This window comes from Streptomyces sp. LZ34 (assembly GCF_053890475.1).
On sequence record NZ_CM132680.1, the window covers coordinates 1,021,154 to 1,044,423 of the forward strand.

The window sequence follows — 23,270 nt, forward strand, 5'->3', positions numbered from 1 at the left end:
GACTCACACGGAAATGGGTGCCTCAGGGAAAGAAGCTTAGCCTGCACCAGAGAAAGCAGCCACTGTGACGTGCGCCACTTTATCCTTCCAATGAACGGTGGCCGATACTCCGTTTTCAGCCCCCGTCGTTTCAAACTGACATAGTTCTGCCATACATGGCTTTTGTTGGTCCGAGAGTGGAGTAAGCGAGCAGACGCCGGCCGACTGACCGTCGGCCGGCGTCGGTGACTCGGCGCTGCCCCGGCCGGTCGGGGCAGCGGCAGTGGCAGCTGGGGGCTCAGGACAGGAAGCTGCCGTACGGGCCGTTCAGGATCCCGTTCTTCTGGGCCTGGCTGAAGTGGCAGTTCGGGTAGTTGTAGAACGACGCGGACATCGGTGTGCCGTCGGTGGATGTGGAGTCGGGCAGACCCAAGGCATGGCCCAGCTCGTGCACCATGCCGCCGTACCACCGGTTCATGGCGCCGTTGGTCCCGGCTGCGCCGTCGGCGTCGTGGCCGCTGAGGATCACCCAGCCGCCGCCACCGCCACCGCCGGAGACGCCCTGGGCCTCGGCGCTGATCTCGCCGACGCACAGCCAGCGCGAGTCGGGGGCGTTGAGAGCCAACTTGCGCAGCAGCTCCTGCTGCATGTTGAAGACCACCCACCAGTACGGGTCGTCGCCGTTGCGCGTGTTCTCGTACCAGGCCCGGTTGTGGTCACCGTTGACCACCTCCACCGCCGGGGTGTTCAGCGTGAAGGTCTTGCCGAGTTCCTGACGGTAGTAGCGCTGCGCCTCCTTCATCACACTCGTGATGCCATCGGGGTACCGCTGGTCGAATGCCACATCCGTGGGCTTGAGATAGAACACCCGCACGGTCTTGGACGGCGGGGCGGCGGCCTGACGTGCCGTCGCCCCCGTCGCCCCTGTCGCCGCCTCGGCGGTCCCCGTGAACACCCCGGAACCTAACGCTGCCACCCCCGCCGTCGCGGTCAGCACCGCGCGGCGCGTCATCCTGCGACTTTCCATCGAACACCTCCTCGATGAACCAGTACATGACAAGACGAAGCTAGCACCAACTGACGAAATAGCGAATCACGTTCGATATACCGTCACTGCCCGCGCGCGTGGCCTTCGGCGAGCAGGAGATAGGCGGCCGCGGTCCAGGTGTAGGCGCGGTCGCGCAGGCCCTCGCCGGTGAGGGCGTCGAAGTTCTCGGCGAAGCCGTGAGTCTCGCAGAGGAGCCGGAAGCGGGCGCTGATCTCGTCGGCGAGGCGGGCGTGGCCGCCGCGGCGCAGGCCGTCCTCGATGAGGACGGTGGCGGGCGCCCAGATCGGGCCGCGCCAGTAGCCGTCGGGGCGGTAGTGCGGTGAGGTGGGCAGTTCGGTGGCCAGTCCGTACGGGGTCAGGTGGGCCTCGATCCGGGTGGCCAGTGTCTTGGCGACGTGCTCGGGGAGGTGCTCGCCCAGGGCGATCGGCATGAGGTCGAGGAGGCTCGAGCTGCTCCAGGTGTCGCCGCTGCCGGCACCGCGGGCGAGGAACCGCTCCCCCGTCCACAGCTCGTCGAGCATGGCCGTCTGAATCACCTCCGCGGTGCGCGTCCAGTCGCGGGCCTCGTCCGTGCGGCCGAGTTCCGTTGCCAGGGCCGCGAGTTCCCGTAGTTGCAGCAGCAGGAACGCGGCCAGGTCGGCGGTGACGACCACGCGCTCGGGGTCGAAGGTGGTGGCGTTGTCCCAGCCGCTGTCGTTGCCGTGCTGGTAGTGGGGCAGGGCGGCGCCCGGGGCGCGGCGCGCGGTGAGCCAGAAGTCCGTCCAGCGCCGCAATCTGTCGTAGGTCTCGGCGAGTTCGGCTCGGTCGAGAGGTTCGGGGAGCCGTCGGCGCAGGTGGGCCAAGGTCCAGCCGTGGATGGGTGGTTTGACGAAGTTGTAGAGCACCTCCGAGTGGGTGACCGAGTCGGGCAGCGCCCCGCTCTCGTCCTGGTGGTCGAACGGCAGCGAGAACTGGTCCCAGGCCAGCGCGGGCGCTCGGGGCGCCAGGGCGAGGGCGTTGAAGCAGTGGTCCCAGCTCCAGACCTTGTCCATCCAGTGCTTGGACATCAGTACCGCGGGCCGGGTGACGAGGCCGGCCGGGTCGACCGTCGCCGACCACAGCACGTACGCGGCGAGCTCGGCGGCCGGGGTACGGGCAGAGCGCCAGGGGGCCACGGTGTCGGCGAAGTCGGCGAAGGCCCGCTCCGCCGCGGCCACGACCTCGCCGAACGTCGTCGAGGCGCTGTAGGGGCGGCGCCCGCTGTCGAACTCCTCGACGGCGGCCTCCCAGGCTCCGCCGTGGTCCGCGGTGACCGTGAGGCCACGGTCGGCACTGCCCAGGGCCTGGCTGCCCGAGGCGTCATGTACGACCCCCGACAGCACGGTGAGCCGGTAGCGGCGCCCGGTCTCGTACGAGGTGAACACGTACGCTCCGTCCGCCGGGTCGCGGAAGAGGTACGTGCCGGTGAAGGGCGTGAGGGTCGGTGCCGCAGCGCTGACGCGCAGGGCGGCTCCTTCGCCCCGCAGACGAACGGTGTCCGGCGACTCGTAGGCGAGGTCGACTCGCCCGTGCTCGTGGTCCCAGCTGAGGAGACTGGGTGTCGCCGTGACGCGGGTATCGGCCCGGTCGCCCGTCATGAGGTCGAGGGGGACGAGGCGCAGGACGGCGTGCATACCGTTCTGGTGGGAGATCAGGTGGAGGTCTTCGGCGTACCTCTGCTCCGCCAGCACCGGGGAGATGTCGAACCAGGATCCGTACGCGCTGAATGGGATGTCATGGAGGGAGAAGGCCGGGCCGGGTCGGGCAGCGGTCATGAAGGGTTACTCGTTTCTGCAGCAGGGGTCACCGGCAGCCGGCCGGGGGCGTCCGGGAGGGAATCAGTCCTTCACGGCTCCGGCGGTCACGCCCGCGGCGACGTAACGCTGGGCGAGGACGAGGATCACCGCCGCGGGCAGCGAGGCCACGACGGCGGTGGCCATGATGGCGTTCCACTCCTGGTTGTTGTTGCCGATGTAGTGGTAGATGCCGAGGGTGATCGGCTCGTGTGCGCCGCCGCTCGCGAGGGTGCTGGCGAAGACGAAGTCGGACCAGGACCACAGGAACGCGAACAGCGACACGGTGACGACGGCGTTGCGGCTCATGGGCAGCACGATCGACCAGAACGTGCGCAGGGGTCCGGCTCCGTCGGTCTTCGCGGCCTGGAGCAGTTCGCCCGGGATCCCGGACATGAACGCGGTGAAGATCAGCACCGCGAACGGGACGGCCAGCGTGGAGTCCGCGACGATCAGGCCGGGCACCGACTGGAGCAGTCCGAGGCTGAGATAGATGGCGTAGAAGCCCATCGCCATGATGATGCCGGGGATCATCTGGGCGACCAGGAAGAGAAAGCTGAGCAGACCGCCGCCCCATGGGCGCAGTTTGGCGAGTGCGTAGCCGGCGGGAGCGGCCAGCGCCACGGTCAGTACGACCGTCCCCGCACCGATCACCACGCTGGTGCCGAGGTAGGGCAGCTGCTGGTCCAGGACGGTCCGGTAGCCCTCCAGAGTGCCCCGCGCGGGGAACAGATCCGGCGGGCTCTTGCGCATGTCCTGATCGCGGGTGAAGGACGCGTTGAGCATCCAGTAGACCGGGAAGAGCATGATCCCGGTGAGTACGAGGCCGGTGGCCGTCTTCCACCAGGTGGTGCGGCCCGGGCGGGGGCGGGGTGTGGCGGAGCTGCTCATGAGGCGTACTGCTTTCGCTGGACCCTCAGATACACCAGGCCGAAGACCAGGGCGGCGAAGACGAGCAGGTTGCCGACGGCCGCTCCGGGGCCGAAGGCGGGGAGCAGATTGCCGAAGCCGAGCTGGTAGGACCAGGTGGCGAAGGTGGTGGACGAGTCGGCCGGGCCGCCCTTGGTCATGATCCAGATGATGTCGAAGACCTTGAGCGTGTAGACCAGGCCCAGCAGCAGGGTGATGGCGGACACGGGGCGCAGCAGCGGGAAGGTGATGTGCCAGAAGCGCCGCCAGGCGCTCGCGCCGTCGAGGGCGGCCGCCTCGTACAGGCTGCCGGGGATCGACTGGAGGCCGCTGTAGAGCACGACCAGGTTGAAGGGGACTCCGATCCAGATGTTCGCGATGATCACCGAGGCCAGCGACCACGACGGTGACGTCAGCCAGTTCACCGGACCGATGCCGACGACGTGCAGGGCGGCGTTGACCACACCCGAGTCGCTGCCCAGCATCCAGGACCAGGTGGAGGCCGACACGATGAGCGGCAGCAGCCAGGGCACCAGGAACAGGGCGCGCAGGGTGGCGGAGAGCCGGAAGTGCTGGTTGAAGAAGACCGCGAGGGCCAGGCCGATGGCGTACTGGAAGAACAGGCACACGGCGGTGAACACCACGGTGTGGGTGAGCGCCGGGGCGAAGGTCGGGTCGTCGAAGACGGTCCGGTAGTTGGCCAGGCCGGTGAAGGGCGCGTCGCCCTGGACGAAGGAGCGGACGGTGTAGTTGCGCAGGCTCAGATCGAAGTTGCGGTACAGCGGATAGGCGTAGAAGAGGACGAGGTAGAGGGTGACCGGGGTGAGGAAGGCCCAGGCGGCCCACTGCTGCGAGCGGGGGCGGCGCCGTGGCGCGGTGCGGGCCGGGGGCGGGGCGGTGGGCGCCCCGTCCCGGTCGAGCGCGGGCCGACGGTCCGGGAGGTGTGCCGTGCGGTTCATCAACTCCCCTTGTTCTTCCGCTACTTGACCGTGCTCTGGGCCGTGGCGAGCGCGTCCTTGGGGGACTTGGCCCCGCTGAGGGCGGACTGCACCGCCTTCCACAGCTGCTCCGAGATCTTGGGGTACTTGGTGCCGAGGTCGTCGCTGGTGCGCCCCTTGGCCGACTTGACCGCCTCGACCCAGGGCTTCAGCTTGGCGTCGGCCGCCACCTGCCTGTCCCGCACCGCGCTGGTGGGCGCCACGTAGGACAGGGTGGTGTCCGTGGTGTAGAGGTTTTCGGCGCTGGTCAGGCAGGAGACCAGCTTCTGGGCGGTGGCGTAGCGGCCGGTGTCGCCCTGGACGGGGACGGTGACGAACTCACCGCCGGTCGGGGCCGCGGCGTTGCCGCCCGAGGCGCCGGGTATCGGGAGCACGCCGTAGTCGAAGCCGGCCTTCTCCGCGTTGGCCAGCTGCCAGGTGCCGTTCTCGGCGAACGCGTAGTCGCCGCTAGCGAACTCCTGCCAGCTGGTGGTCTGGGTGTTGTTGAGCACCGAGTTGGGGGCATAGCCCTTCTTCAGCCAGTCGGTCCACAGGGACAGCGCCGAGGCGCCCTGTGCGGAATCGAGTCGGGTCAGCTGCGCGCCCGAGCCCCAGAACCACGGCAGGAACTGGAAGCTGCCCTCCTCCGTGCCGATCGCGGAGAAGGTAATGCCCTTCTTGCCCGCCTGCTTGACCTTCGCCAGCGCCGCCGTCAGCGACTTCCAGTCCTTGATCGAGACGATGTCGACGCCCGCGGCCTTGAGGACGTCCTTGTTGTAGTAGAGGGCGAGGGTGTTGGCGCCGATGGACGTTCCGTACGTCTTCCCGCCCGCCTGGCCGGCCGCGAGCAGATTGAGGTCGACCTTCGAGGTGTCGACCTTGTTGTCCTCGGTGGTCGTGAGGACGCCGGCCTCCGCCAGGGTCGACACCACGGGGTTGTCGACGATGAGCACGTCCGGGGAGTTGTCCTGCTGCGCCGCCAGCAGCGCCTTGTTCGTCAGGTCGCTCGTGTCGAACGCGGTCCGCTTGATCTTCACGCCCGCCTTGCTGCCGCAGCCGTCCAGCAGCTTCACCCACGCCGAGCCCTTGGCGAACTGCGGGTAGGGGTCCCAGATGGTGTAGGTGCCGTCGTCGCTCTTCGCGGACGTGCTGCCACCGGACGAGCATGCGGTGGTGCCGGTGGCGAGGGCTGCGACGGTCAGGGCCACGGCGGTGAGCCGTTGTCCGGTGGTGGTGTTCATGGCGCGTTCCTTTGCGGTGTCGGCAAGGCATGCCGAAGGAGTGATCGGGCAGCGGCCGACCGAGCGGGGTCGGTGAAAGAGCGGTGGGGAACGAGGGCGGCCGGGCGCGGAGGTGGGAAGGAGCGGCTGTCAGGCGTTCGGGCCGGTGCGGGTGTCCGGACTCGGATGCGCGGGCCCGGTGCTGGCGCGCAGGGAGATGGGCGGCGCGAGCAGGTGGTGGCGCGGTGCCGCGTCGGGATGGCCGAGCCGCTCGACGAGCAGTTCCACGGCGAGGCGCCCCATCTGCTCCGCCGGTACGTCCGCTGCCGTGAGCTGCGGGGTCACCGTCTCCGCCCACGTGGCGGCCACGACCCCTGTGATGGAGAAGTCACGCGGTACATGGCGGCCCGCCACGGCCAGGCCCCGGTACAGACCGCCCAGCGCGGCCTCGTTCAGCGTGACCAGCGCCGTGGTGGCCGGGTCGTCGTGCAGGATCCGCTCCAGGCACGCCTGTCCCGAGGGGGCGTCGTCGCCGCAGCAGTACGTCCGTACGGTGAGCCCGCGCTCCGCCGCGGCCTTCGTGAAACCGTCAAGCCCTCGGTGCGCCGACTCGTACCCGGCCCGCAGGAGGTGCTCGGGCCGGTTCACGAAGGCGATCCTGCGGTGGCCCAGGTCGGCGAGGTGGTGGACGCATGCCTCGACCAGCGCGGTGTGGTCCAGGCCGACCCACCAGTCGCCCCCGGGGTGTGCGGTGCGGCCGATGCACACGGCGGGGAAGTTCTCGGCGACGAGGTGGTCGACCCGGTCGTCCTGGAGCCTGATCTCCATCAGGATCGCACCGTCGACCCGCCGCTCGGCCAGCAGCCGCTGGAACGAGCGGTCGCTGTCCACGCCGCTCGGGGAGAGCAGCACGTCGTAGTCGTAGGCCGCCGCGGCCTCCACCACGCTGCCGATGAAGTTGAGCTGCATGCCGGTGTAGTGGGTGCCGGCCGGTGGGAAGACCAGGCCGATGGTGCTGGTCCGGCCGTTGGCCAGGGCACGTGCGCTGGCGTTGGGCCGGTAGCCCAGTTCGTCGATGACCCGCTGGATCTTGCGGCGGGTCTCCTCCGACACCGAGCGCTTGCCGCTCAGCGCGTAGGACACGGTGCTCCGCGAGACACCGGCCCGCTTGGCGATCTCACCGATGTTCACGGCACTCCTTCGTCGAACCGATTCGAGAGCGAGCCGATTGTCGAACCGGTTCGCGTGAAGGGAAGTTAGGAGCGGCCGGGGCAGGTGTCAATGCCTTGCGCGCACTTCCGGGAAACTGCCGCTCAATCCGTGTCGGAGGTATTGCTGGCCCTTTTCCCGCGGTGCTAGCTTCCGGCGAACCGGTTCGACAGAGCCGCACACCACTGCCCGATCCCTGGAACCGGGCCGCACCGTTCCAGGCCCGCCCAGCTCGAAAGCCATCGAACCGGTTCGCATCAGGGACGGGCCAGATCACCCAACGGAGACCTCAGTGCGACGCAGCCGCAGCTCAAGAACCGCAAGCGCCGGTGCCACCGCCGTAACAGCCCTCGCCGCCCTCCTCGCCGTGCCCGCCGCCGGCACGGCTCGCGCGGCGGAACCCGAACAGCTCACCATCGACCTCGCCACCGACACCGGCGCCTTCCACGGCGGCGCCTCCGGCTCGCTGTACGGGATCTACGGCGACGGCGTACCCAGCCGCAACGTCCTCGAAGGCATGCACGTCCGCACGGTGTCGACAAAGGCCCAGGACGGCCCTCAGCATCCCGGTGCGGACGCCCTTGAGGTCCTGCCGCCGTTCGTGGAATCCGGCGGCAAGGACGTCTACGTCTACATGACCGACATCTACCGCGGCTTCCCCTACCAGTGGCCCGGCGCGGACGGTCCGGCGCGGCTCGCCGACTTCAAGGAGAAGATCAAGAAGCAGGTTCAGCAGGCCCTGACCATGGGCGACTACAAGGACCACATCGTCTACGTCCCCTTCAACGAACCCGAAGGGAACATGTTCGGCACCGGTGAGTGGAGCTACAACAAGATCTCCTGGCTCAGCGACCCGCAGTACTACTTCGCCGCCTGGAAGGAGGTCTACCACCTCATCAAGGGCCTCGACCCGGACGCCCGCGTCGCGGGCCCCAACACCAGCGTCCTCTACGACCAGGTCAAGGACTTCCTGCGGTACGCCAAGGCCAACGACGTGGTACCGGACGTGATGACCTGGCACGAGCTGTCCAGCCCCGCCGCGGTCCGCACGAACGTGGCGAAGTACCGGCAGATGGAGAAGGACGTCGGAGTCGGCCCGCTGCCGGTCAACGTCAACGAGTACGGCCACAACTACCACCTCTCCGTGCCCGGCCAGGTCGTCCAGTGGGTCTCCGCCATCGAGGAGTCCAAGATCGACGCCGACCTCGCGTACTGGAACATCGACGGCAACCTCAACGACTCGGCCGTCGAGGCCAACAAGGGCAACGGCCAGTGGTGGCTGTTCAACGCATATGGACAGATGTCCGGCCACACGGTGGAGGTGACCGCCCCGCACCCCAACGAGCAGTACACCCTCCAGGGCGTCGCCACCCTCGACAAGGACAAGAAGCAGTCCCGGGCGATCTTCGGCGGCAAGAGCGGCGACGCGGACGTCGTTTTCAAGAACATCGACCCCAAGCTGTTCGGGACGACGGTCCACGCCACCGTGCAGGAGATCCCCTGGACCGGGCAGGTCGGCGACTCGGCCCAGCCCCTGCGGCTCGCGGACCAGGAGCTCGCGGTGGGCCCCGACGGCACCGTCACCCTGCCGATGACCGGCATGAACGAGATGTCGGCGTACCAGGTCATCCTCTCCCCCGGCGGGAACGGCGGCGCGCCGGCCGACCCCTCGGTGAGCTGGCGCAAGACGTACGAAGCGGAGAACGCCGCCTACACCGGCGGCGGCTACTCCAAGAACGGCCCGGAGGGCTCGCCCTCCCAGGTCGGGAAGTTCGCGACGTCGGGCGGCTACAACGTCGGCGGCCTGCGCACCGGCTCCGACGGCGTCCTCGCCTTCGATGTGGAGGTCCCGCGGGACGGCACATACGACCTGAGCGTGTTCGCCAACTCCTACAACCTGTACGACCTGGTGAAGGAACAGGGCCCCACCAATGTCTTCCTGCGCGTCGACGGCAAGGACCCGCAGGAGCTGCGGCTGCCGCTCGGCTACAAGTGGGTGGTCTGGGGCCACACCGACACCACGGTGAAGCTCACCGCCGGCAAGCACCGCATCACGCTCGCCGCGAGCGACCCGGACCTGGGCGTCACCAAAGGCGACGCCATCATCGACAAGATCGACCTGTCCCTGCGCGACGAGCAGGTGACCGCGCCGGCGATCTACGAGGCGGAGTACGCCACCCTCGCCGGGACCCGGCCCGGCTACACCCACCCCGGTGCCTCGGGCCCCGGCGCGGTCCCACTGGCCAAAGGCGCGTCCGCGACCTTCTGGGTCCACTCCCCCACCGATGGCGAATCGACCATCTCCGTCGACCACTTGGGCGGCGGCCGGGCGAGTCTCTCCCTCAACGGTGAGCAGCTCGACGTGTCCGAGGTCGGGGGCGGCAAGAAGGGCACCGATCGTGTCCGGATGTTCCTGTCCGGCGGCATCAACAAGATCACCGTCACCGGAACGTCACGCGAACTGCTCCTCGACCGGCTGCGGGTCGCCCCCTCCAGCGGCACGCTGACGACCAAGGTGTACCAGGCGGAGAGCGGCGCGCCGACCGGCGCCGCGAAGGTGACCGACGCCTACGGCTTCGCTTCCGGCGGCAAGGCGGTCACCGGCATCGGCGACGGGAAGACCAACGCCCTCACCCTCGATGTCGTCGCCGAGCGGTCCGGCCGCCACGCGCTGACCATCCGCTACTCCAACGCCGAACAGGCGCCCGCCACCCACTACAACCCCGACCCGATCGCCCGGCACGCCGACCTCTCGGTGGATGACGGGCCGGCCCGCAGGATCCTCTTCCCGACGACCTTTCACTTCAACAACTTCTGGGACCTGACGGTCCCGGTCACCCTGCGAAAGGGCACCAACCGACTCACCTTCACGGCGGAGGAACTTCCCGACTTCGACGGCGACACCTACAACCAGTACGACCAGCGGTCCCCGTACGCTCCGGTCATCGACCAGATCGCCGTCACACCGCTCGCGGAGAACTAGCCCGGCGGACACCCCGGGCCACCGACCGGGCCATTAAGGGCGTGGTACTCGGCTTGCTGCCCGCGCTCTGCGCCGCCGGTGAGCCCGCCGCCGAGGGGTGTGGACAGGGCCGGGAGCTCGTCAAAAGCAGCCTTCGCCCGTCGGAGATGCCTTCTTCGAGGACTGTCCTAAGGTTGAAGGTGAAGGTGGTCCACACGCGGGAAGGAGAGGCTGAGCAATGCCTGCAGGATCCAACCGCAAGCGGGAACGACAGTACGAGCACATCAAGGAGAGCCAGGAAGAGCGTGGTACTTCCACCTCCCGGGCCAAGGAGATCGCTGCCCGTACCGTCAACAAGGAACGTGCCCGATCGGGCGAGGCCAAGACCGCCGGCAAGTCGTCCACGCGGGACCCGAAGTCCGCGCCGGAGCGAGGCGGCCAGCGGTCGCACAGCGGGGCCAAGGGCCCCACCCGTGACCAGCTGTACAACGAGGCCAAACAGCGCGGTATCGAGGGCCGCTCCCAGATGACCAAGGAGCAACTGGCGAAGGCGCTCGGCCGCTGACGCACTGGGCCCGAACCCGCGGTCGACACAAGCGGAAAGTGCCTTCCTGCCGGAATGGCGGAGGCCTTGAACGAGCCTCGTCATCCCGGTCGGGAAGGCACTTTCGCCGTCCTGTCGCTATTCGGTCACCACGGCGGGGGAAACGCGCGGTCTAGCTGTCGCGCAGCACCGTTGAGACCTTGTTCCCGGCGTAGTCCTCCAGCACCGCGACGACCTTGCTGGTAGGACTGGACATGGTCACCGTCATCGCCGATCGGGTGGTGCGGCCGCGGACGATATACGGCTTGCTGCCCGACCCGTACGTCGTGGCGAACGACTTCGGCTGCCCGCCCTCCAGGACTGTCAGCGTGTGCCAGTCGGAGAGCGTCGGGCGGGAGAAGGTAAAGGTGTTCCCCGTGATCTTCACGGCTGAGGCGGGGTAGGGGCTGACCTCGGCGTCGGCGAAGGTGCCACGCACGCCGGTGGCTGTGCCGTTCTCGGTCTTCACGGTGAGCAGGTACGCCTCTCCGTCGACGGGCACGCCGGTCAGGGTCGCGCTCGTCTGCTGCCCCGGTACCGTGACCTCCTTGGTGTAGGGCTTGGCGGTATCGAGGCTGCGCACCGCCACGGTGACGGGCTGACCGGTCTGTCTCGGGGCCCATGTCGCCTTCAGCGTGCCGTCGGAGCTCGCCTTGGCGGTCACGTCGGCCGGGGCCGTGGACAGGTCGAAGGACACGGTCGCGGGCTTGCTCCGGGATCCGTCCGGGCCGACCGCGACGAGCTTGATCTTCCCTGACGTGGCGGTGAATCGCTTGACGTAGTAGACGTCGTCGTAGATGCCACCGAGGTAGGTGTCGTCGAGGTAGACGTCGTAGCGGCGGACCGTGTCGTAGTCGCTGCGCTGCCAGGACAGGAACAGCTCATCGCTCTCGGGCAGCAACTGGTCGATGCGCAGATTCCCGGGCTTGGCCGGGGTGCGGTCGACGCCGTCGTGCAGCGCCAGGGCACCCAGGTTGACCTGGTAGTTTTCGATCGGTCGGGCACCGGCGGCAACGACGAGGCCGAGGGAGGCGATGTGCTCTCCGGCGTAGTCCGACAGGTCCGCGGAGACGGTGGTCCAGCCGTCGGTGCGCTTCCCGGAGCCGGACAGTGGCACCTGCACCACCTTGCTGGGATCGGAGGCCAGCACCAGCGCGAGCCGGAGCTCGGAGTCGTCGTCCGCCGAGGGCTTGTTGTAGGTCAGGGAAAGAGTCGACTCCGCCTTGACGCTCAGGTCGGTCTGGTAGAGGCGCGCGGTGTTGTCGCTGTCGAGCCTGCCGCTGAGTACCAGGGAGCTGCCCCCGTTGTAGGCGCCGACCTTCTGGTAGGAGAAGCGGCCGGCGGGCGTGTACTCGGGGCCGTAGTCGAAGTCGGCCTTGAGGGGCGAGCTCGCGGCGTCGATCCACCACTGCCAGGTCACCGGGATGTCCTGGAGGTTGATGTTGCCCCATTCGGCGTCGTTGGAGAGCTTGCCGTCGCTCCAGGTCGAGAGGCCGTGTCCGGTGTTGAAGGACGTCGCGAAGGTGCTGCCCTTGATGACGGAGCGCTCGGCGACGTACTTCGATATGCCCTTCCAGCTGCCCTCCGCCGTGGTGGTCCCCTGGGACGAGCCGGTCCACCAGCGGCGTTCCCGGTCGAAGACCGCCGACTGGGCCTTGTCATCGGTCTTGTTGGCGTAGTCGGAGGAGACGAAGTCGGCGCCCAGGGTGGCTATCCCGTTCATGGGAGCGCCGTCGGCACCGAGGTTGTTGTCGAGGTTGTACGGCTGGTCGAACTGGTACATGCCCGCCTCGACGCCCGCGAAGACGCTCTTGCGGGGGTTGAGACCCAGGCTTTCCGCGTAGGTCTTCGACCGGGTGAGCTTGGTCTTGTCCCACCAGTAGTTGAGGAAGACGGAGTCGGACACGTCCCCCACGGCCTTGTCACGGACGAACGGACCGTTGACCGAGTTGAACTCGTTCTGGTACGAGACCCTGCCCGTGGAGTTGTCGATGGAGTCGTACCACTGCACGTACAGGCCGCCGTCGCGCAGTTGCTTGAGGAATCGCTTGAAGGCGGGGATGTCGGCCGGCGCGACCGCGTCTTCCTGGTTGAAGAAGTAGCCGTCGAAACCGTAGTACTTGGCGACCTCGACGAGCTTCGCGGCGGCGGGGAAGTTGCCAGCGGCGTCCCGGACGAGGAGTTCGGAGTACGCCTGGTCGCCACGGTCGTTCGGAGAGAAGAAGATGCAGCCCAGCGACCGCACGCCGTTCGCGTGCGCGGCGTTGGTGTAGCCGGGGTTGGGCAGGTTGACCGCCCCGAACTCGAACCACTTCTCCTTCCAGTCGAGGTTGGGGTCGTAGTAGTTCACGGGCACGCCCTCGGTGGGCATGCCGTGCCAGGAGGCGTACACGTCGGCGTATTGCCAGTAGTTGAAGAGGTACTGGCTGAACTCGTTGGTGTACGGGTGGCTCTCGAAGAACGCGTTGCCGTAGTCGCCCGCGAGGCTCAGCAGTTGGGTGTCGGCGGGCAGCGCCGGATTGCGCTGGGTTCTGGTATTGGGGGCTATGCGGGTCTGAAGTGGCACCTTGGCGCGCAGCAGTTCGGCGTCGGTGTCGTCCGCGGGGTTCCAGCGCAGTAGGTCGGTGGAGGAGTAGCCGTGCTGGTAGGGCTGGTTGGCTCCGACGGCGCTCTCTCCCGTCCAGGGGAGGGTGTCGCTGGCCAGAGCGGTGCCGGCGCCCAGGGTCAGGGCCAGTGCCGCTGCCAGGACACCGGTGCGTGCCCGGGCTGAGGCCCGTCTTCCGGTGCGGTGTTGTCGTGCCATGCCATTTCCTCGCTTTCCCTAGTGTGGTCCGGTCTGGGTGGTGTCGGCCTGGGTGGACGGTGACCCGGCGGAAGGCGAGTAGTTCTCGTCGCCGGGGCAGGACCGTCCCTCCGATACGGTGACCGAACAGAGCCACGATGGCCTCGGCTTCGGTGGGGGCGGGGTTGGTGAGGTCCACTTCGACGTGTACCGATCGCTCGGTCACGTCCGCGGTGAGGTGGTCGAATCCGACGGTTTCGTAGCGCAGACCGAACCCGAAGGGGAACAGCACCGGGTCCGGCACGTCCCGGTAGACGTCGGCAGCCGAGTAACGGTCGTTGTACCGCACGGGCAGTACGGCCGTGACCAGGGCCGCGACCTCGGCCCGCTCCTCGGGCCGGATGCCGTCGTGCCACGAGCGGCCCGACCAGGCATCGGCGCGGAACAGCCCGTACAGGGCCCCGAGGCCGCCCCATCGGTCGATCTCGGTGCGGGCGCGATGAGTGAGCCGGAAACCGCCCCGAGGAGCGCGTTCGACGGCCTGCCAGCCGTACAGTCGCTGGTTGAGCTGACCGACCTTCTCCTCCAGGGTCAGCTGGCTGAGGACGCGTTCGACGATGGCGGGCGCGGGGGCGACCGCGTGTTCAGTGTTCGGCACGGGTGTGTGTCCGGTTGAGTACCTCCGCGTCGCTGACCGAGCTGTAGAAGGTGCGCCCGGTGGGCTCGGCGTGGACAAGGGATTCGATGCCGCGGACGCCCAGCGCATCCGGGTCGGCGGCGGAGGTGGAGGTGACCAGGGTGGGGCGAGCTCCGGCGCGGGCACGCCCCATCCACGTCTCGAACACGCCGCCACCCGGCGACAGTTCGGCACGGGAGACGGGGACGTCCTCGTCGTCGACCGGGACCACGACGGCTTCTCGCCGGGGCGAAGGGCAGGGGCGGTCACGGAGCTCATCGGCGAGTGCGGCGAAGCGCCGTCCGATCGGCTTCACCGCGCCATCGGCGCCGATCAGGCCGAGGCTGTGCTCGAGTTCCGGGAAATCCCCGAGCCGGCGTGGCACGTCGTGTGAGCACCACCAGGTGACTCCCCACAGCGCCTCGCTGTCGGCCGCCGCCTGTACCGTCTGTGCACAGAAATCGGGCGCCTGGTCCTCGGTGAGGTGGTTGAGCGGGGCTCCGACCTCCTGGAGCCACACCGGGCGGGCGGGGTCGGAGGCGAAGGCGCGGGACAGCTCGATGAGGTAGGCGGCGTGGTGGACGCTCTCGTGGGACATGGCACCGTAACCCTGCGCCGTCCCGTTGAAGATCCACGAGTGCACCACGCTCATCTGGCCGTGTCGGCTGGAGTGAGCCGGGACGAAGGCGTGGCCGTCGGCGTACCAGACGGCGTCGTATTCGGCGTTGAGACGAAAGTGGCGGGGGTCGCGCGGCCCGGTGCCGTGCAGGGCGTTGAGCCATGACGTCACCTGGGGGGTCGTGGCGGGCATCCGGTTGGGGTGCACCGCCGAGGTGAACTGGTTGACCTCGTTGCCCAGGGTCAGTCCGAGGAAGTTGGGCAGGTCGTGCAGGTGCTCGTCGAACGCCTCGACCAGCAGGGCCTGCGCGGCGATGGCGTCGGGGTCGCTGAACATGCTGCGCCGGTGCCAGTTCGCCAGCCAGCTCGGCACGAAGTCGAAGCCGGACAGATGTCCCTGGAGGACATCGACCCCGGCGTCGAGACCGGCCTCGCCGGCGATCTCCACCACCTCGCGGATGTCCTCCAGGGCACGGCGGCGGATCAGGGTCCGGTTCGGCTGCACCACGGGCCACAGCGGCAGGATGCGAACGTGGTCGATTCCCAGGCCGGCCAGGGCCTTCATGTCACGGCGGGTGGCCTCCCGGTCCGGGGCCAGCCAGGAGTAGAACCAGTCCTGAGAAGGCGTGTAGTTGACTCCAAACCTCAGCATCTCAACCTTTCAGGCCGCCGGCTTCCAGCCCGCGGAAGAAGTAGCGCTGCAAGACGGCGAAGAACGCCACGATGGGAACCAGGGCGATGATGGTGCCGGCCGCGATCAGGCGCGGGTCGTCGTAGAAGGTGCCGCGCAACCGGTTCAGGCCGACGGTGAGGGTGTAGTTCTGTTCGTCCGACAGGACGATCAGGGGCCAGAGGAAGTCGTTCCACGAGCCGACGAAGGCGAAGATCGCCACCACGGTGATCACGCCCTTGACCTGGGGCACGGAAACCCGGATGAATCGCTGCCAGGCGTTGGCGCCATCGACGATGGCGGCCTCTTCGAACTCGTTGGGAAGGTTGCGGAAGGCGTTGCGCATGAGCAGCACGTTCAGCGCCGCCACAAGGGTCGGCAGGGCGACCCCGACCAGCGTGTTCACCAGCCCGGCGGTCCTGATCGTGAGGAACTGCGCGATCAGGACGGTCTCGGACGGGACCAGCAGGGCGGCGACACAGACCGCGGTCGCCAGGCCCCTGCCACGGAAGCGCAGCTTGCCCAGCGCGTAGCCGGCGCAGGTGGCGCCGACAACGTTGCCAACCACGGCCATGGCCGCCACCGTCAGGGAGTTCAGCAGATAGCGCGGCACGGGAACGCGGTCGAGCACCGTGGCGAAGTGGTCGAGCGTGGGGTGTTCGGGGATCACCTCGGGCGGCCGGGTGTACAGCGGTTCACCGGCGCCTTTGAGAGACAGCGAGAGCTGCCACACCAGCGGTCCCGCCAGGAGCACCGCCATGAGCACGAGGATGAGGTAGCGCGCCGGCGAGCCCGGCCGGGCCCTGCGCCGCCGGGCGGCCGTGGTGCGCGAGCGGGGAGAGAGCCGAGCCATCAGGAACTCCTCTGCTTGCGCTGCACGGCGAGTTGCACCAGCAGCATCCCGCCGAGGATCACGAACATGAAGAGGCTGATCGCGCCCGCGTACCCGGTACGCGCCTGGAGCCCGGTGCCCTCGCGCTGGATCAGCATGGTCATGGTGAGATCGCCTCCGCCCACTCCCCCCGTGCCGCCGGTGAGGACATAGATCTCGCCGAACACGCGGAAGGCCGCCACGGAGGACAGCACGGCGATGAGTGTCATCGTCGAGCGCACGCCGGGGACCGTGACGTTGAGGAAGGTGCGCACCACCCCGGCGCCGTCCATCGCCGCCGCGTCGTACAGGCTCTGGTCGATGTTGGCCAGGGCCGCCAGGTAGATGACCATGTAGTAGCCCAAGCCGGTCCACACGGTGACGAACATCGCGCTGAAGAGCAGCAGCCACCGGTCGCTGAGGAAGGGCACGGGCTCGGCAACCATGTGGAGCGTGCCGAACAACGCGTTGACCAGACCTCGCTTGTCGAGCATGTTCGTCCAGATCAGCCCGACGACCACGGGCGACATGACGACGGGCAGGTACATGGTGGTGCGGAAGAAACCCGTCAGCCGTCCCGCGCCGCTCACCAACGTGGCGAGGATGAGCGGGAGCACCACCATGCAGGGCACCACGCACACGGTGTAGAGCGTGGAGTTCAGCAGGGCGGTGGTGAAGCGCTCGTCGGCGAACATCCGGTGGAAGTTCTCCCACCCGACGTACTCGCCCTGCCGCAGCAGGGTCGAGTCCGTGAAGGCCAGCCCCAGGGTGTTCGCGAACGGCACCATCACCATGAGCACGATGACGGTCAGCCCGGGCAGCAGAAACAGCCACGGGGTCAGGATCCAGCGGTGCGTTGCCAGGACGGTCCCCCTGCGGCGAGGCGGGCGGCCGCCTCGCTTCAGGGAGGTCCCACGCTGAGCGGAGAAGGTCACTTGTTCGCGTCCAGGCGCTCGTTGGAGTACCGGACGGAGTCGTCCAGGGCCTTCTTCACCGACTTCTTGCCCAGCAGTGCCTGAGCTATCTGCTCCCGCAGCGTCTGGCTGTCGGCCGCCCCGGAGAACGCCGGCGGCCACCACACCACCGCCTTCTTCACCTGGGCGGTGCTCTCCAGCCGCACCTTGGTGGCCGGGTCCCCGTCGTCCTTGGTGAAGTACTCGTCGTCCAGTGTCCCGGCCGACGAGGGGAAGACCGACGCCTTCTTGGCGAAGAGGAGCTGATTGGCGGAGTTGGTCACGTACTTGGCGAAGGCGATGGCCAGGGACTGGTTCTTGCTGCCCGCGTTGACGACCAGGGACTCGATGTACATGTTGGGGGCGCTGTTGTTGATCCGCGGCCCGATGCCCAGGTTCTTGTAGATGCCGGGCGCGGTGGCCTTCAGATCGCCCAGCGTGTAGGAGCTACCGGGCAGATAGGCCAGGCGGCCTGCCTTGAACTCCTCGACCTCCTTCGTCTGAAGGTTGTTCAGCGCTTCCTCGTCCATCCCCTTCTTGGCGTACAGCTTGCGGAACCGCTCGACGTACTCCACGCCCTTGGCGTCGTTGTAGGTGAACTTCTCGCCACGCTTGTCCATGAGCGGCACGCCGTACTCGCCGAAGGTCTCAATAGCGGGCATCCTGGCGATCATCATCGTGTCCGAGCATTTCTCGGCCATGGTTTCCGCCTGGTCGAACAGCTCGTCGTAGGTGGCGGGCAGCTTGTCGGGATCCAGCCCGCACTTCTTGAACAGGGCCTTGTTGAAGAAGGACGGCCCCGTGTTCAGGTACCACGGGTAACCGTACGTGCCGCCCTCCAGGCCGTCGAACGTCATGGCCTCCCATGCCTTGTCCAGGTACTTGCCCTTGGCCTTCGGGTCGGCCTTGTTGAGGTCGAGCAGAACGCCCGCCTGGGCCAGGGTGTAGGCGGCCTCCGGCCCCATGTCGACCACGTCGGGGAGGGATTCGGCCGCGGCGTCGGCCGACAGCTTGTCCTGGTAGCCCTCGGCGGGCTGGTCCACCCACTTGATGTCGGTGCCCGGGTGGGCCTTCTCGAACGCGGCGATGAGGTCGTTGAAGTACGAGGTGAACTTGTCGTTCTTCAGGTTCCAGGTCTGGAAGGTGATCTTGCCGGACACCTTTCCGTCCGGTGCCTTCGTCGCCGTGTCGCCGCCGCCACCGCCGGTGACGCAGGCGGACAGCAGCAACGATCCGACAGCGAGTCCCGCGGTGAGCGCGGCCCGTCTTCCCGCTGACATCATTCGTCTTCTCCTCATATGGGGTGTGTGGTGGCGCCTTCGGATCAGGGGGCGATGCGCAGGGTCGCCACCTGGAAGGGGCCGAGATCAAGGGCCGCGCCGTCGGCGGGACGGCGCGTGCCGGCCGAGGTCCGGGGCAGGGCCGTGGACAGGTCGTCCTCGACGACGTCCTCGGTCAGGAGCTCTCGTTCCAGCAGGTCGGTCTCCCAGACGACGGCGTCCGCGCCGAGTTCCGCGCAGGGACGGAGCAGGGCTCGCGCCCGGCTGCCCTGCGTCTCGTAGACCCGCACGATGAGATCCCCCGAGCCGTCGTCGGCGAGTTTGACCCAGTCGACGATCGCGTGACCGGCCAGCGGCTCGATCGCCACCAGGGGTTCCAGTGGTGGGAGCGCCGCGATGTCGGGCGCGTTGAACAAGGAGGCGGCCTCCACCGCGGCGGGCACGTCCGCACCGGGGAGCAGTGCCCAGCGAAAGTGGTGGCGGCCCACGTCGGCGTCCGGGTCGGGGAAGCGGCTGCCCCGCAGCAGCGACAGCCTGACGACCGTGGAGTCGCGTTCGGCGCGCGCGTCGGCGCCGTACATGGTGTCGTTGAGGATGGCCAGACCGTAGTCGCCGTCGGCCACCTGGATGTACCGGTGCATGGCGGCCTCGAACATCGCGTCCTGCGCCGCGGTGTTCACCAGGAGCGGGCGCTCGACGTATCCGTACTGCGTCTCGTACCGTGCCGTTCGCGCCATGACATGGACCGGCAGAGCGACCTTGAGCAGGCGCTCACGCTCCCGCCAGTCGACCGCGCACTCGGTCTCGAACCGTCCGGTGCCCGCCCTCAGCCACATCGTCAGCGTGACCGTCGATGAGCCGAACCGCCGGACGACCTCGACGCCGGCGTCGGGTCCGTCCCGGACCACCGTCCGGCTGGTGACATCGTCGACCACCTGGAAGTTCCGCAGAGCGTGCCGGTCCACGTCCCACGCGTCCCACCGCACCGGCTCGTCACGGAACAGCTGAAGTACGCCCGCGCGTCCGCCGGGCGGCACCACCTCCCGGCCACCGCGCAGGTCGAGGAGCGAGGTGACGTGGCCGCCGGTGTCGATGACGACCCGCAGCAGGCCGTCGTCCAGGACGGTGGCACCGGCTTCCCCGTCGCTGACCCGGACGGGGTCCGGCTCCCGCTCCGCGCCGGCGGTACGTGCGGATACGAACGGCGGGAGCGGCCCGGCCGGCTCCCCGCCCGTCTGCCCGGCCGTTGGAGTGCTCAGGGCCTTGGCCGCCTGGTCGATGAGCTCGTGCAGGCGGGCCTCGGTCGCCCGGTAGGTGTCACGCGCCTCGCGGTGCACCCAGCTGATCGAGGTGCCGGGCAGGATGTCGTGGAACTGGTGCAGGAGCACGCCGCGCCAGATCTCGTCCAGGCTCTCCCCCGGATAGGGCGTTCCCCGCAGCACCGCGGCCGCCGCGCTGAGGTATTCGGCCGCCCGGAGCAGCGATTCGCAGCGCCGGTTGTGCCGCTTCATCGCCACCTGGGACGTCAGGGTGCCCCGGTGCAGTTCAAGGTACAGCTCCCCGCGGTGGACGGGTGCCAGCGGCGGCGCGACCGACTCGACCTCTCGCAGCTCCGCCTCCGCGTCCTCGAAGAACTCCGCCGGAGTCCGGGACACCACGCGTGGCGCGCCTTCCAGGTCGCCGAAGCGGCGCAGCCGTTCGGCCATCTCCCGGGTGGGGCCGCCCCCGCCGTCGCCATAGCCGTAGGGCAACAGCGAGTGGGAGGCGATCGCCTTGTCCTTGAAGGTGGTGACCGCGTGGCGCAGTTCGCGGGCGGTGATCTCGGCGGCATAGGTCTCCGCCGGTGGGAAGTGGGTGAAGATCCGGGTGCCGTCGATGCCCTCCCACCAGAAGGAGTGGTGCGGGAAGGTCGTGGTGTCGTTCCAGGAGATCTTCTGCGTCAGGAACCAGCGGGCCCCGGCCCGGCGCGCCAACTGTGGCAGCACTCCCGAGTAGCCGAAGGAGTCGGGCAGCCACACCTCCCGCGCCTCGATGCCGAAACGGCTGAGGAAGTACCGCTTTCCGTAGGTCAGTTGGCGCACCATGGACTCGCCGGTGGGTATGACGCCGTCCGGCTCCACCCACATACCGCCGACGGGCACCAGCCGCCCCCGCTCGACATGGTCCCGCACCCGCGCGAAGAGATCCGGGTAGTGCTCTTCGAGCCAGGCGAAGTGCTGCGCCGCCGACATGGTGTAGACGAGATCGGGATGGGCGTCCAGCAGGGCGAGGGCGTTGGAGACGGTCCGGGCGAGTTTGCGCACCGTCTCACGCAGCGGCCACAGCCACGCCGAGTCCATGTGCGCGTGCCCCACCGCGGTGATCCGGTGGGCGGAGGAGTGTGCGGGGGCGGCCAGAAGCGGCGCCAGAACGGCGCGTGCCCGGCGGGCGCCGGCTTCGGCGTCCGCCTCGTCGTAGACGTCGAGAGCGTGCTCGATCCCGCGGAGCAGTCGCCAGTGCCGCGGCTCGTCCTCGGTGAGTTCGGCGGCCAGGCCGCCGAGCACGTCCAGGTCGGACAGGAGCGCGTACACCTCCGGCGAGAACACGGCGATCTCCGCACGCCTTAACCGGAACTGCTCGAACGGTTCCCGCGCCCCCTTCTCACCGTGCTCGGTGACGACGAAGGGCGGCAGCCCCAACAGGAGAGGGTTCGCCGCGGCCTCCACGTAGAGCACGAAGCGACCTTCCGGGTCGAGCAGCCCAGGGTCGGCGTTGCCTTCCCACTCGCTGAGTTCCTTCTCGCTGAGCCGGATCGCCGTCTGCCTCGGGTGCAGGCCCTTGACGATGGTGCCGTCCGGCGTGAACACCAGGCCCTCGCAGTGACCGCCGACGGAGTGGTCGAACCAGCCCAGGTCGAGGAGAAGGTCAATCGGTCCGGGAGTCCCGGGCTCGACCTTGCCGCGGACACGGAACCAGGTCGTGGACCACGCCGGCCCCCATGCGTCCCCCAGGGCGAAGGGGCGGTAGTCGGGACGGCCGCGATGAGGTTCCGGCATCAGCCCGAGCGCATGACGAGGGCTCACCGGCTCGCCGTCGTCTCCGACCGCCCATGCCTCGATCTCAACGCCCGCCAGGTGGCTGTGGACCTGAGGAAGGATGCGTTCCCGGCGTACGCGGTCGAGCCGCTCGAGTGTCCTGCTGAAGTGATTGTGCATGCGGGGTTCTCTCCACGGAGGAGGAGCGACAGGCCATCTAATACGTTTTAGTAGTAGCGCGAGTGGCCGCAGATTAATACGTTTCAGTTCGCCGGTCACCGCAGCGCGTCATCACGTTTGCGTAAAGTCCATGCGGGCCACGATGGAGGATCGATGCCACCGAAGAACCACGCCTCGTCAGGAGCGGGGGCGGACTCGGGCTCCCCCGGTCGCCCGCGCACCGGGGAACCGCCGCCCCGGCTGCGCAGCACCGACATCGCACGGCTCGCGGGCGTCTCCGTCGCGGCGGTGTCCATCGCGATCAACGGACGCCCCGGCCTGAGCGATGCGACCCGCAAGCGCATCCTCGATGTCGCGGATGAACTCAACTGGCGCCCACACCTGGCCGCACGGGCGCTCAAGGGCGCCACCAACGACGTCGTCGGCATCGTCATCGCCCGTCCCGCACGCACGCTCGGCGTCGAGCCCTTCTTCGCCCAGTTCCTCTCCGGCCTGCAGTCCTGCCTGTCCAATCGAGGGATCGCCACCCAGTTGCTCATCGTCGAGGACACCGAGACCCAGATGGCGGTCTATCGGCGTTGGGCAGCCGAGAACCGGGTCGACGGGCTTGTCCTGCTCGACCTCGCGGTCGACGACGTCCGGCCCCAACTCGTCGCCGATCTGGGCATCCCCGCGGTAGTACTGGGAGGCCACGGCAACCCCATGCCGCTGACCAGCGTCTGGGTGGACGACCACGCCGCGACGGTCAGCATCCTGCACCATCTGGTCAGCCTCGGACACCGGCGCATCGGCCATGTCAGCGGCACCGCGTCCTACCAGCACACGCGGCGCCGCCTGCGGGCCATCGACGAAGTACGCGACTCCGCCGGCATCGACGTGACGTCCATCGCCACCGACTACTCCGACGCCCAGGGCGCGTCAGCGACCCGCCGTCTGCTCGAAGCGGACCCCCGCTACACGGCGGTCATCTACGACAACGACGTCATGGCGGTCGCCGGACTCGGCGTGGCCACCGAGATGGGCATCCCCGTTCCCGACGAAGTCTCCGTCGTGTCCTTCGACGATTCCGTCCTCACCACCATGGCGCGTCCCACACTCACCGCACTCACGCGCGACACCTTCGCACTCGGCACGCTCACGGCCACCGAACTGCTCCGGGTGGTGGCCGAACGCGCCGAACCCCGCGCCGTGCAGGCCCCCACTCCACAGCTCGTCGTACGGCAGAGCACCGCCCCTCCCGCAGGTCAGGAGCCGGGCGCGGCCGTGTCCACCGGACGTCCAGTCCTCGTCCAGACGTACGAAGCAGTCTGGAGAGGAACACGCACCGAAGGCGACGAAACGGAAGGAGAGGAACCCTGATGAAGGTGAAGCTGGCTTACGTGGAGCCCAGTGTCGTAGTGCTGGGTACCGTCGAGGAACTGACCGGGTGGCTGACCATCGGGCAGACCTTCGACAACGTCATCACGACGCACAGACGCCTCAACTAAGGACGGCTGGGCACTACCCGCTCCGCTCCCGCCTCCCAGGA

Annotated in this window: 17 protein-coding genes; 5 read left to right on the forward strand and 12 right to left on the reverse strand. The window is 68.5% G+C overall.

Annotated elements, in window-relative coordinates; genetic code table 11:
• Nucleotides 1-277 precede the first annotated feature (277 nt).
• From ACWY4P_RS03240 to ACWY4P_RS03265, 6 genes are all read right to left on the reverse strand, one after another.
• Complete coding sequence (locus ACWY4P_RS03240) at nucleotides 278-934, reverse strand: hypothetical protein (RefSeq protein ID WP_456208565.1); 657 nt, start codon at nucleotides 932-934, stop codon at nucleotides 278-280.
• A gap of 155 nt (nucleotides 935-1,089) precedes the next feature.
• Nucleotides 1,090-2,820 carry an amylo-alpha-1,6-glucosidase gene (locus tag ACWY4P_RS03245; protein ID WP_456208566.1) on the reverse strand — a complete coding sequence of 577 codons (1,731 nt, stop codon included), beginning with the start codon at nucleotides 2,818-2,820 and terminating at the stop codon, nucleotides 1,090-1,092.
• Nucleotides 2,821-2,883: 63 nt separating this feature from the next.
• A complete protein-coding gene (locus ACWY4P_RS03250; RefSeq protein ID WP_456208567.1) occupies nucleotides 2,884-3,729 on the reverse strand; it encodes a carbohydrate ABC transporter permease in 846 nt (281 codons plus the stop codon).
• Nucleotides 3,726-4,706: a carbohydrate ABC transporter permease gene (locus tag ACWY4P_RS03255; RefSeq protein WP_456208568.1), complete on the reverse strand. Its 981-nt coding sequence runs from the start codon at nucleotides 4,704-4,706 to the stop codon at nucleotides 3,726-3,728. The genes ACWY4P_RS03250 and ACWY4P_RS03255 overlap by 4 nt, the downstream gene beginning before the upstream one ends.
• Nucleotides 4,707-4,726: 20 nt before the next feature.
• On the reverse strand, nucleotides 4,727-5,965 hold the full coding sequence (locus ACWY4P_RS03260) for a sugar ABC transporter substrate-binding protein (RefSeq protein WP_456208569.1): 1,239 nt from the start codon (nucleotides 5,963-5,965) through the stop codon (nucleotides 4,727-4,729).
• A gap of 129 nt (nucleotides 5,966-6,094) precedes the next feature.
• Entirely contained in the window at nucleotides 6,095-7,135 is a 1,041-nt protein-coding gene (locus ACWY4P_RS03265; protein ID WP_456208570.1) for a LacI family DNA-binding transcriptional regulator, read from the reverse strand.
• 310 nt (nucleotides 7,136-7,445) lie between these two features.
• Between ACWY4P_RS03265 and ACWY4P_RS03270 the strand changes: the two genes are divergently transcribed.
• The gene (locus ACWY4P_RS03270) at nucleotides 7,446-10,136 is read left to right on the forward strand and encodes a cellulosome protein (protein WP_456208571.1); all 2,691 of its coding nucleotides are present in this window, start codon (nucleotides 7,446-7,448) and stop codon (nucleotides 10,134-10,136) included.
• Between the two features lie 217 nt (nucleotides 10,137-10,353).
• The gene (locus ACWY4P_RS03275; RefSeq protein ID WP_456208572.1) at nucleotides 10,354-10,680 is read left to right on the forward strand and encodes a plasmid stabilization protein; all 327 of its coding nucleotides are present in this window, start codon (nucleotides 10,354-10,356) and stop codon (nucleotides 10,678-10,680) included.
• A gap of 151 nt (nucleotides 10,681-10,831) precedes the next feature.
• Here ACWY4P_RS03275 and ACWY4P_RS03280 read toward each other — a convergent pair whose 3' ends face one another.
• Nucleotides 10,832-13,501 carry an endo-beta-N-acetylglucosaminidase gene (locus tag ACWY4P_RS03280; RefSeq protein WP_456208573.1) on the reverse strand — a complete coding sequence of 890 codons (2,670 nt, stop codon included), beginning with the start codon at nucleotides 13,499-13,501 and terminating at the stop codon, nucleotides 10,832-10,834.
• A 118-nt stretch (nucleotides 13,502-13,619) separates the two neighbouring features.
• Here ACWY4P_RS03280 and ACWY4P_RS03285 point away from each other — a divergent pair, with 118 nt between their 5' ends.
• Entirely contained in the window at nucleotides 13,620-14,156 is a 537-nt protein-coding gene (locus ACWY4P_RS03285) for a hypothetical protein (protein ID WP_456208574.1), read from the forward strand.
• Here the strand turns inward: ACWY4P_RS03285 and ACWY4P_RS03290 are convergent.
• The 5 genes from ACWY4P_RS03290 to ACWY4P_RS03310 are packed head-to-tail and all read right to left on the reverse strand — an operon-like array spanning nucleotide 14,125 to nucleotide 21,133.
• Nucleotides 14,125-15,426, reverse strand: coding sequence for a glycoside hydrolase 5 family protein (locus ACWY4P_RS03290; protein ID WP_456208575.1), 1,302 nt, complete (start codon nucleotides 15,424-15,426; stop codon nucleotides 14,125-14,127). The genes ACWY4P_RS03285 and ACWY4P_RS03290 overlap by 32 nt on opposite strands.
• Before the next feature lies 1 nt (nucleotide 15,427).
• Complete coding sequence (locus ACWY4P_RS03295; RefSeq protein ID WP_456208576.1) at nucleotides 15,428-16,297, reverse strand: carbohydrate ABC transporter permease; 870 nt, start codon at nucleotides 16,295-16,297, stop codon at nucleotides 15,428-15,430.
• Nucleotides 16,297-17,250: a carbohydrate ABC transporter permease gene (locus tag ACWY4P_RS03300; RefSeq protein ID WP_456208577.1), complete on the reverse strand. Its 954-nt coding sequence runs from the start codon at nucleotides 17,248-17,250 to the stop codon at nucleotides 16,297-16,299. Before ACWY4P_RS03300 ends, ACWY4P_RS03295 begins: the two co-directional genes overlap by 1 nt.
• Entirely contained in the window at nucleotides 17,247-18,551 is a 1,305-nt protein-coding gene (locus tag ACWY4P_RS03305) for an ABC transporter substrate-binding protein (protein WP_456208578.1), read from the reverse strand. The genes ACWY4P_RS03300 and ACWY4P_RS03305 overlap by 4 nt, the downstream gene beginning before the upstream one ends.
• Nucleotides 18,552-18,592: 41 nt before the next feature.
• Nucleotides 18,593-21,133 (reverse strand): alpha-mannosidase, encoded by a 2,541-nt coding sequence (locus ACWY4P_RS03310; protein WP_456208579.1) that lies wholly within the window; start codon nucleotides 21,131-21,133, stop codon nucleotides 18,593-18,595.
• Nucleotides 21,134-21,895: 762 nt separating this feature from the next.
• Here ACWY4P_RS03310 and ACWY4P_RS03315 point away from each other — a divergent pair.
• Together ACWY4P_RS03315 and ACWY4P_RS03320 are read left to right on the forward strand one after the other, a co-directional pair.
• Nucleotides 21,896-23,101 (forward strand): LacI family DNA-binding transcriptional regulator, encoded by a 1,206-nt coding sequence (locus ACWY4P_RS03315; RefSeq protein ID WP_456208580.1) that lies wholly within the window; start codon nucleotides 21,896-21,898, stop codon nucleotides 23,099-23,101.
• Nucleotides 23,101-23,229, forward strand: coding sequence for a hypothetical protein (locus tag ACWY4P_RS03320; RefSeq protein WP_456208581.1), 129 nt, complete (start codon nucleotides 23,101-23,103; stop codon nucleotides 23,227-23,229). The genes ACWY4P_RS03315 and ACWY4P_RS03320 overlap by 1 nt, the downstream gene beginning before the upstream one ends.
• Nucleotides 23,230-23,270 lie beyond the last annotated feature (41 nt).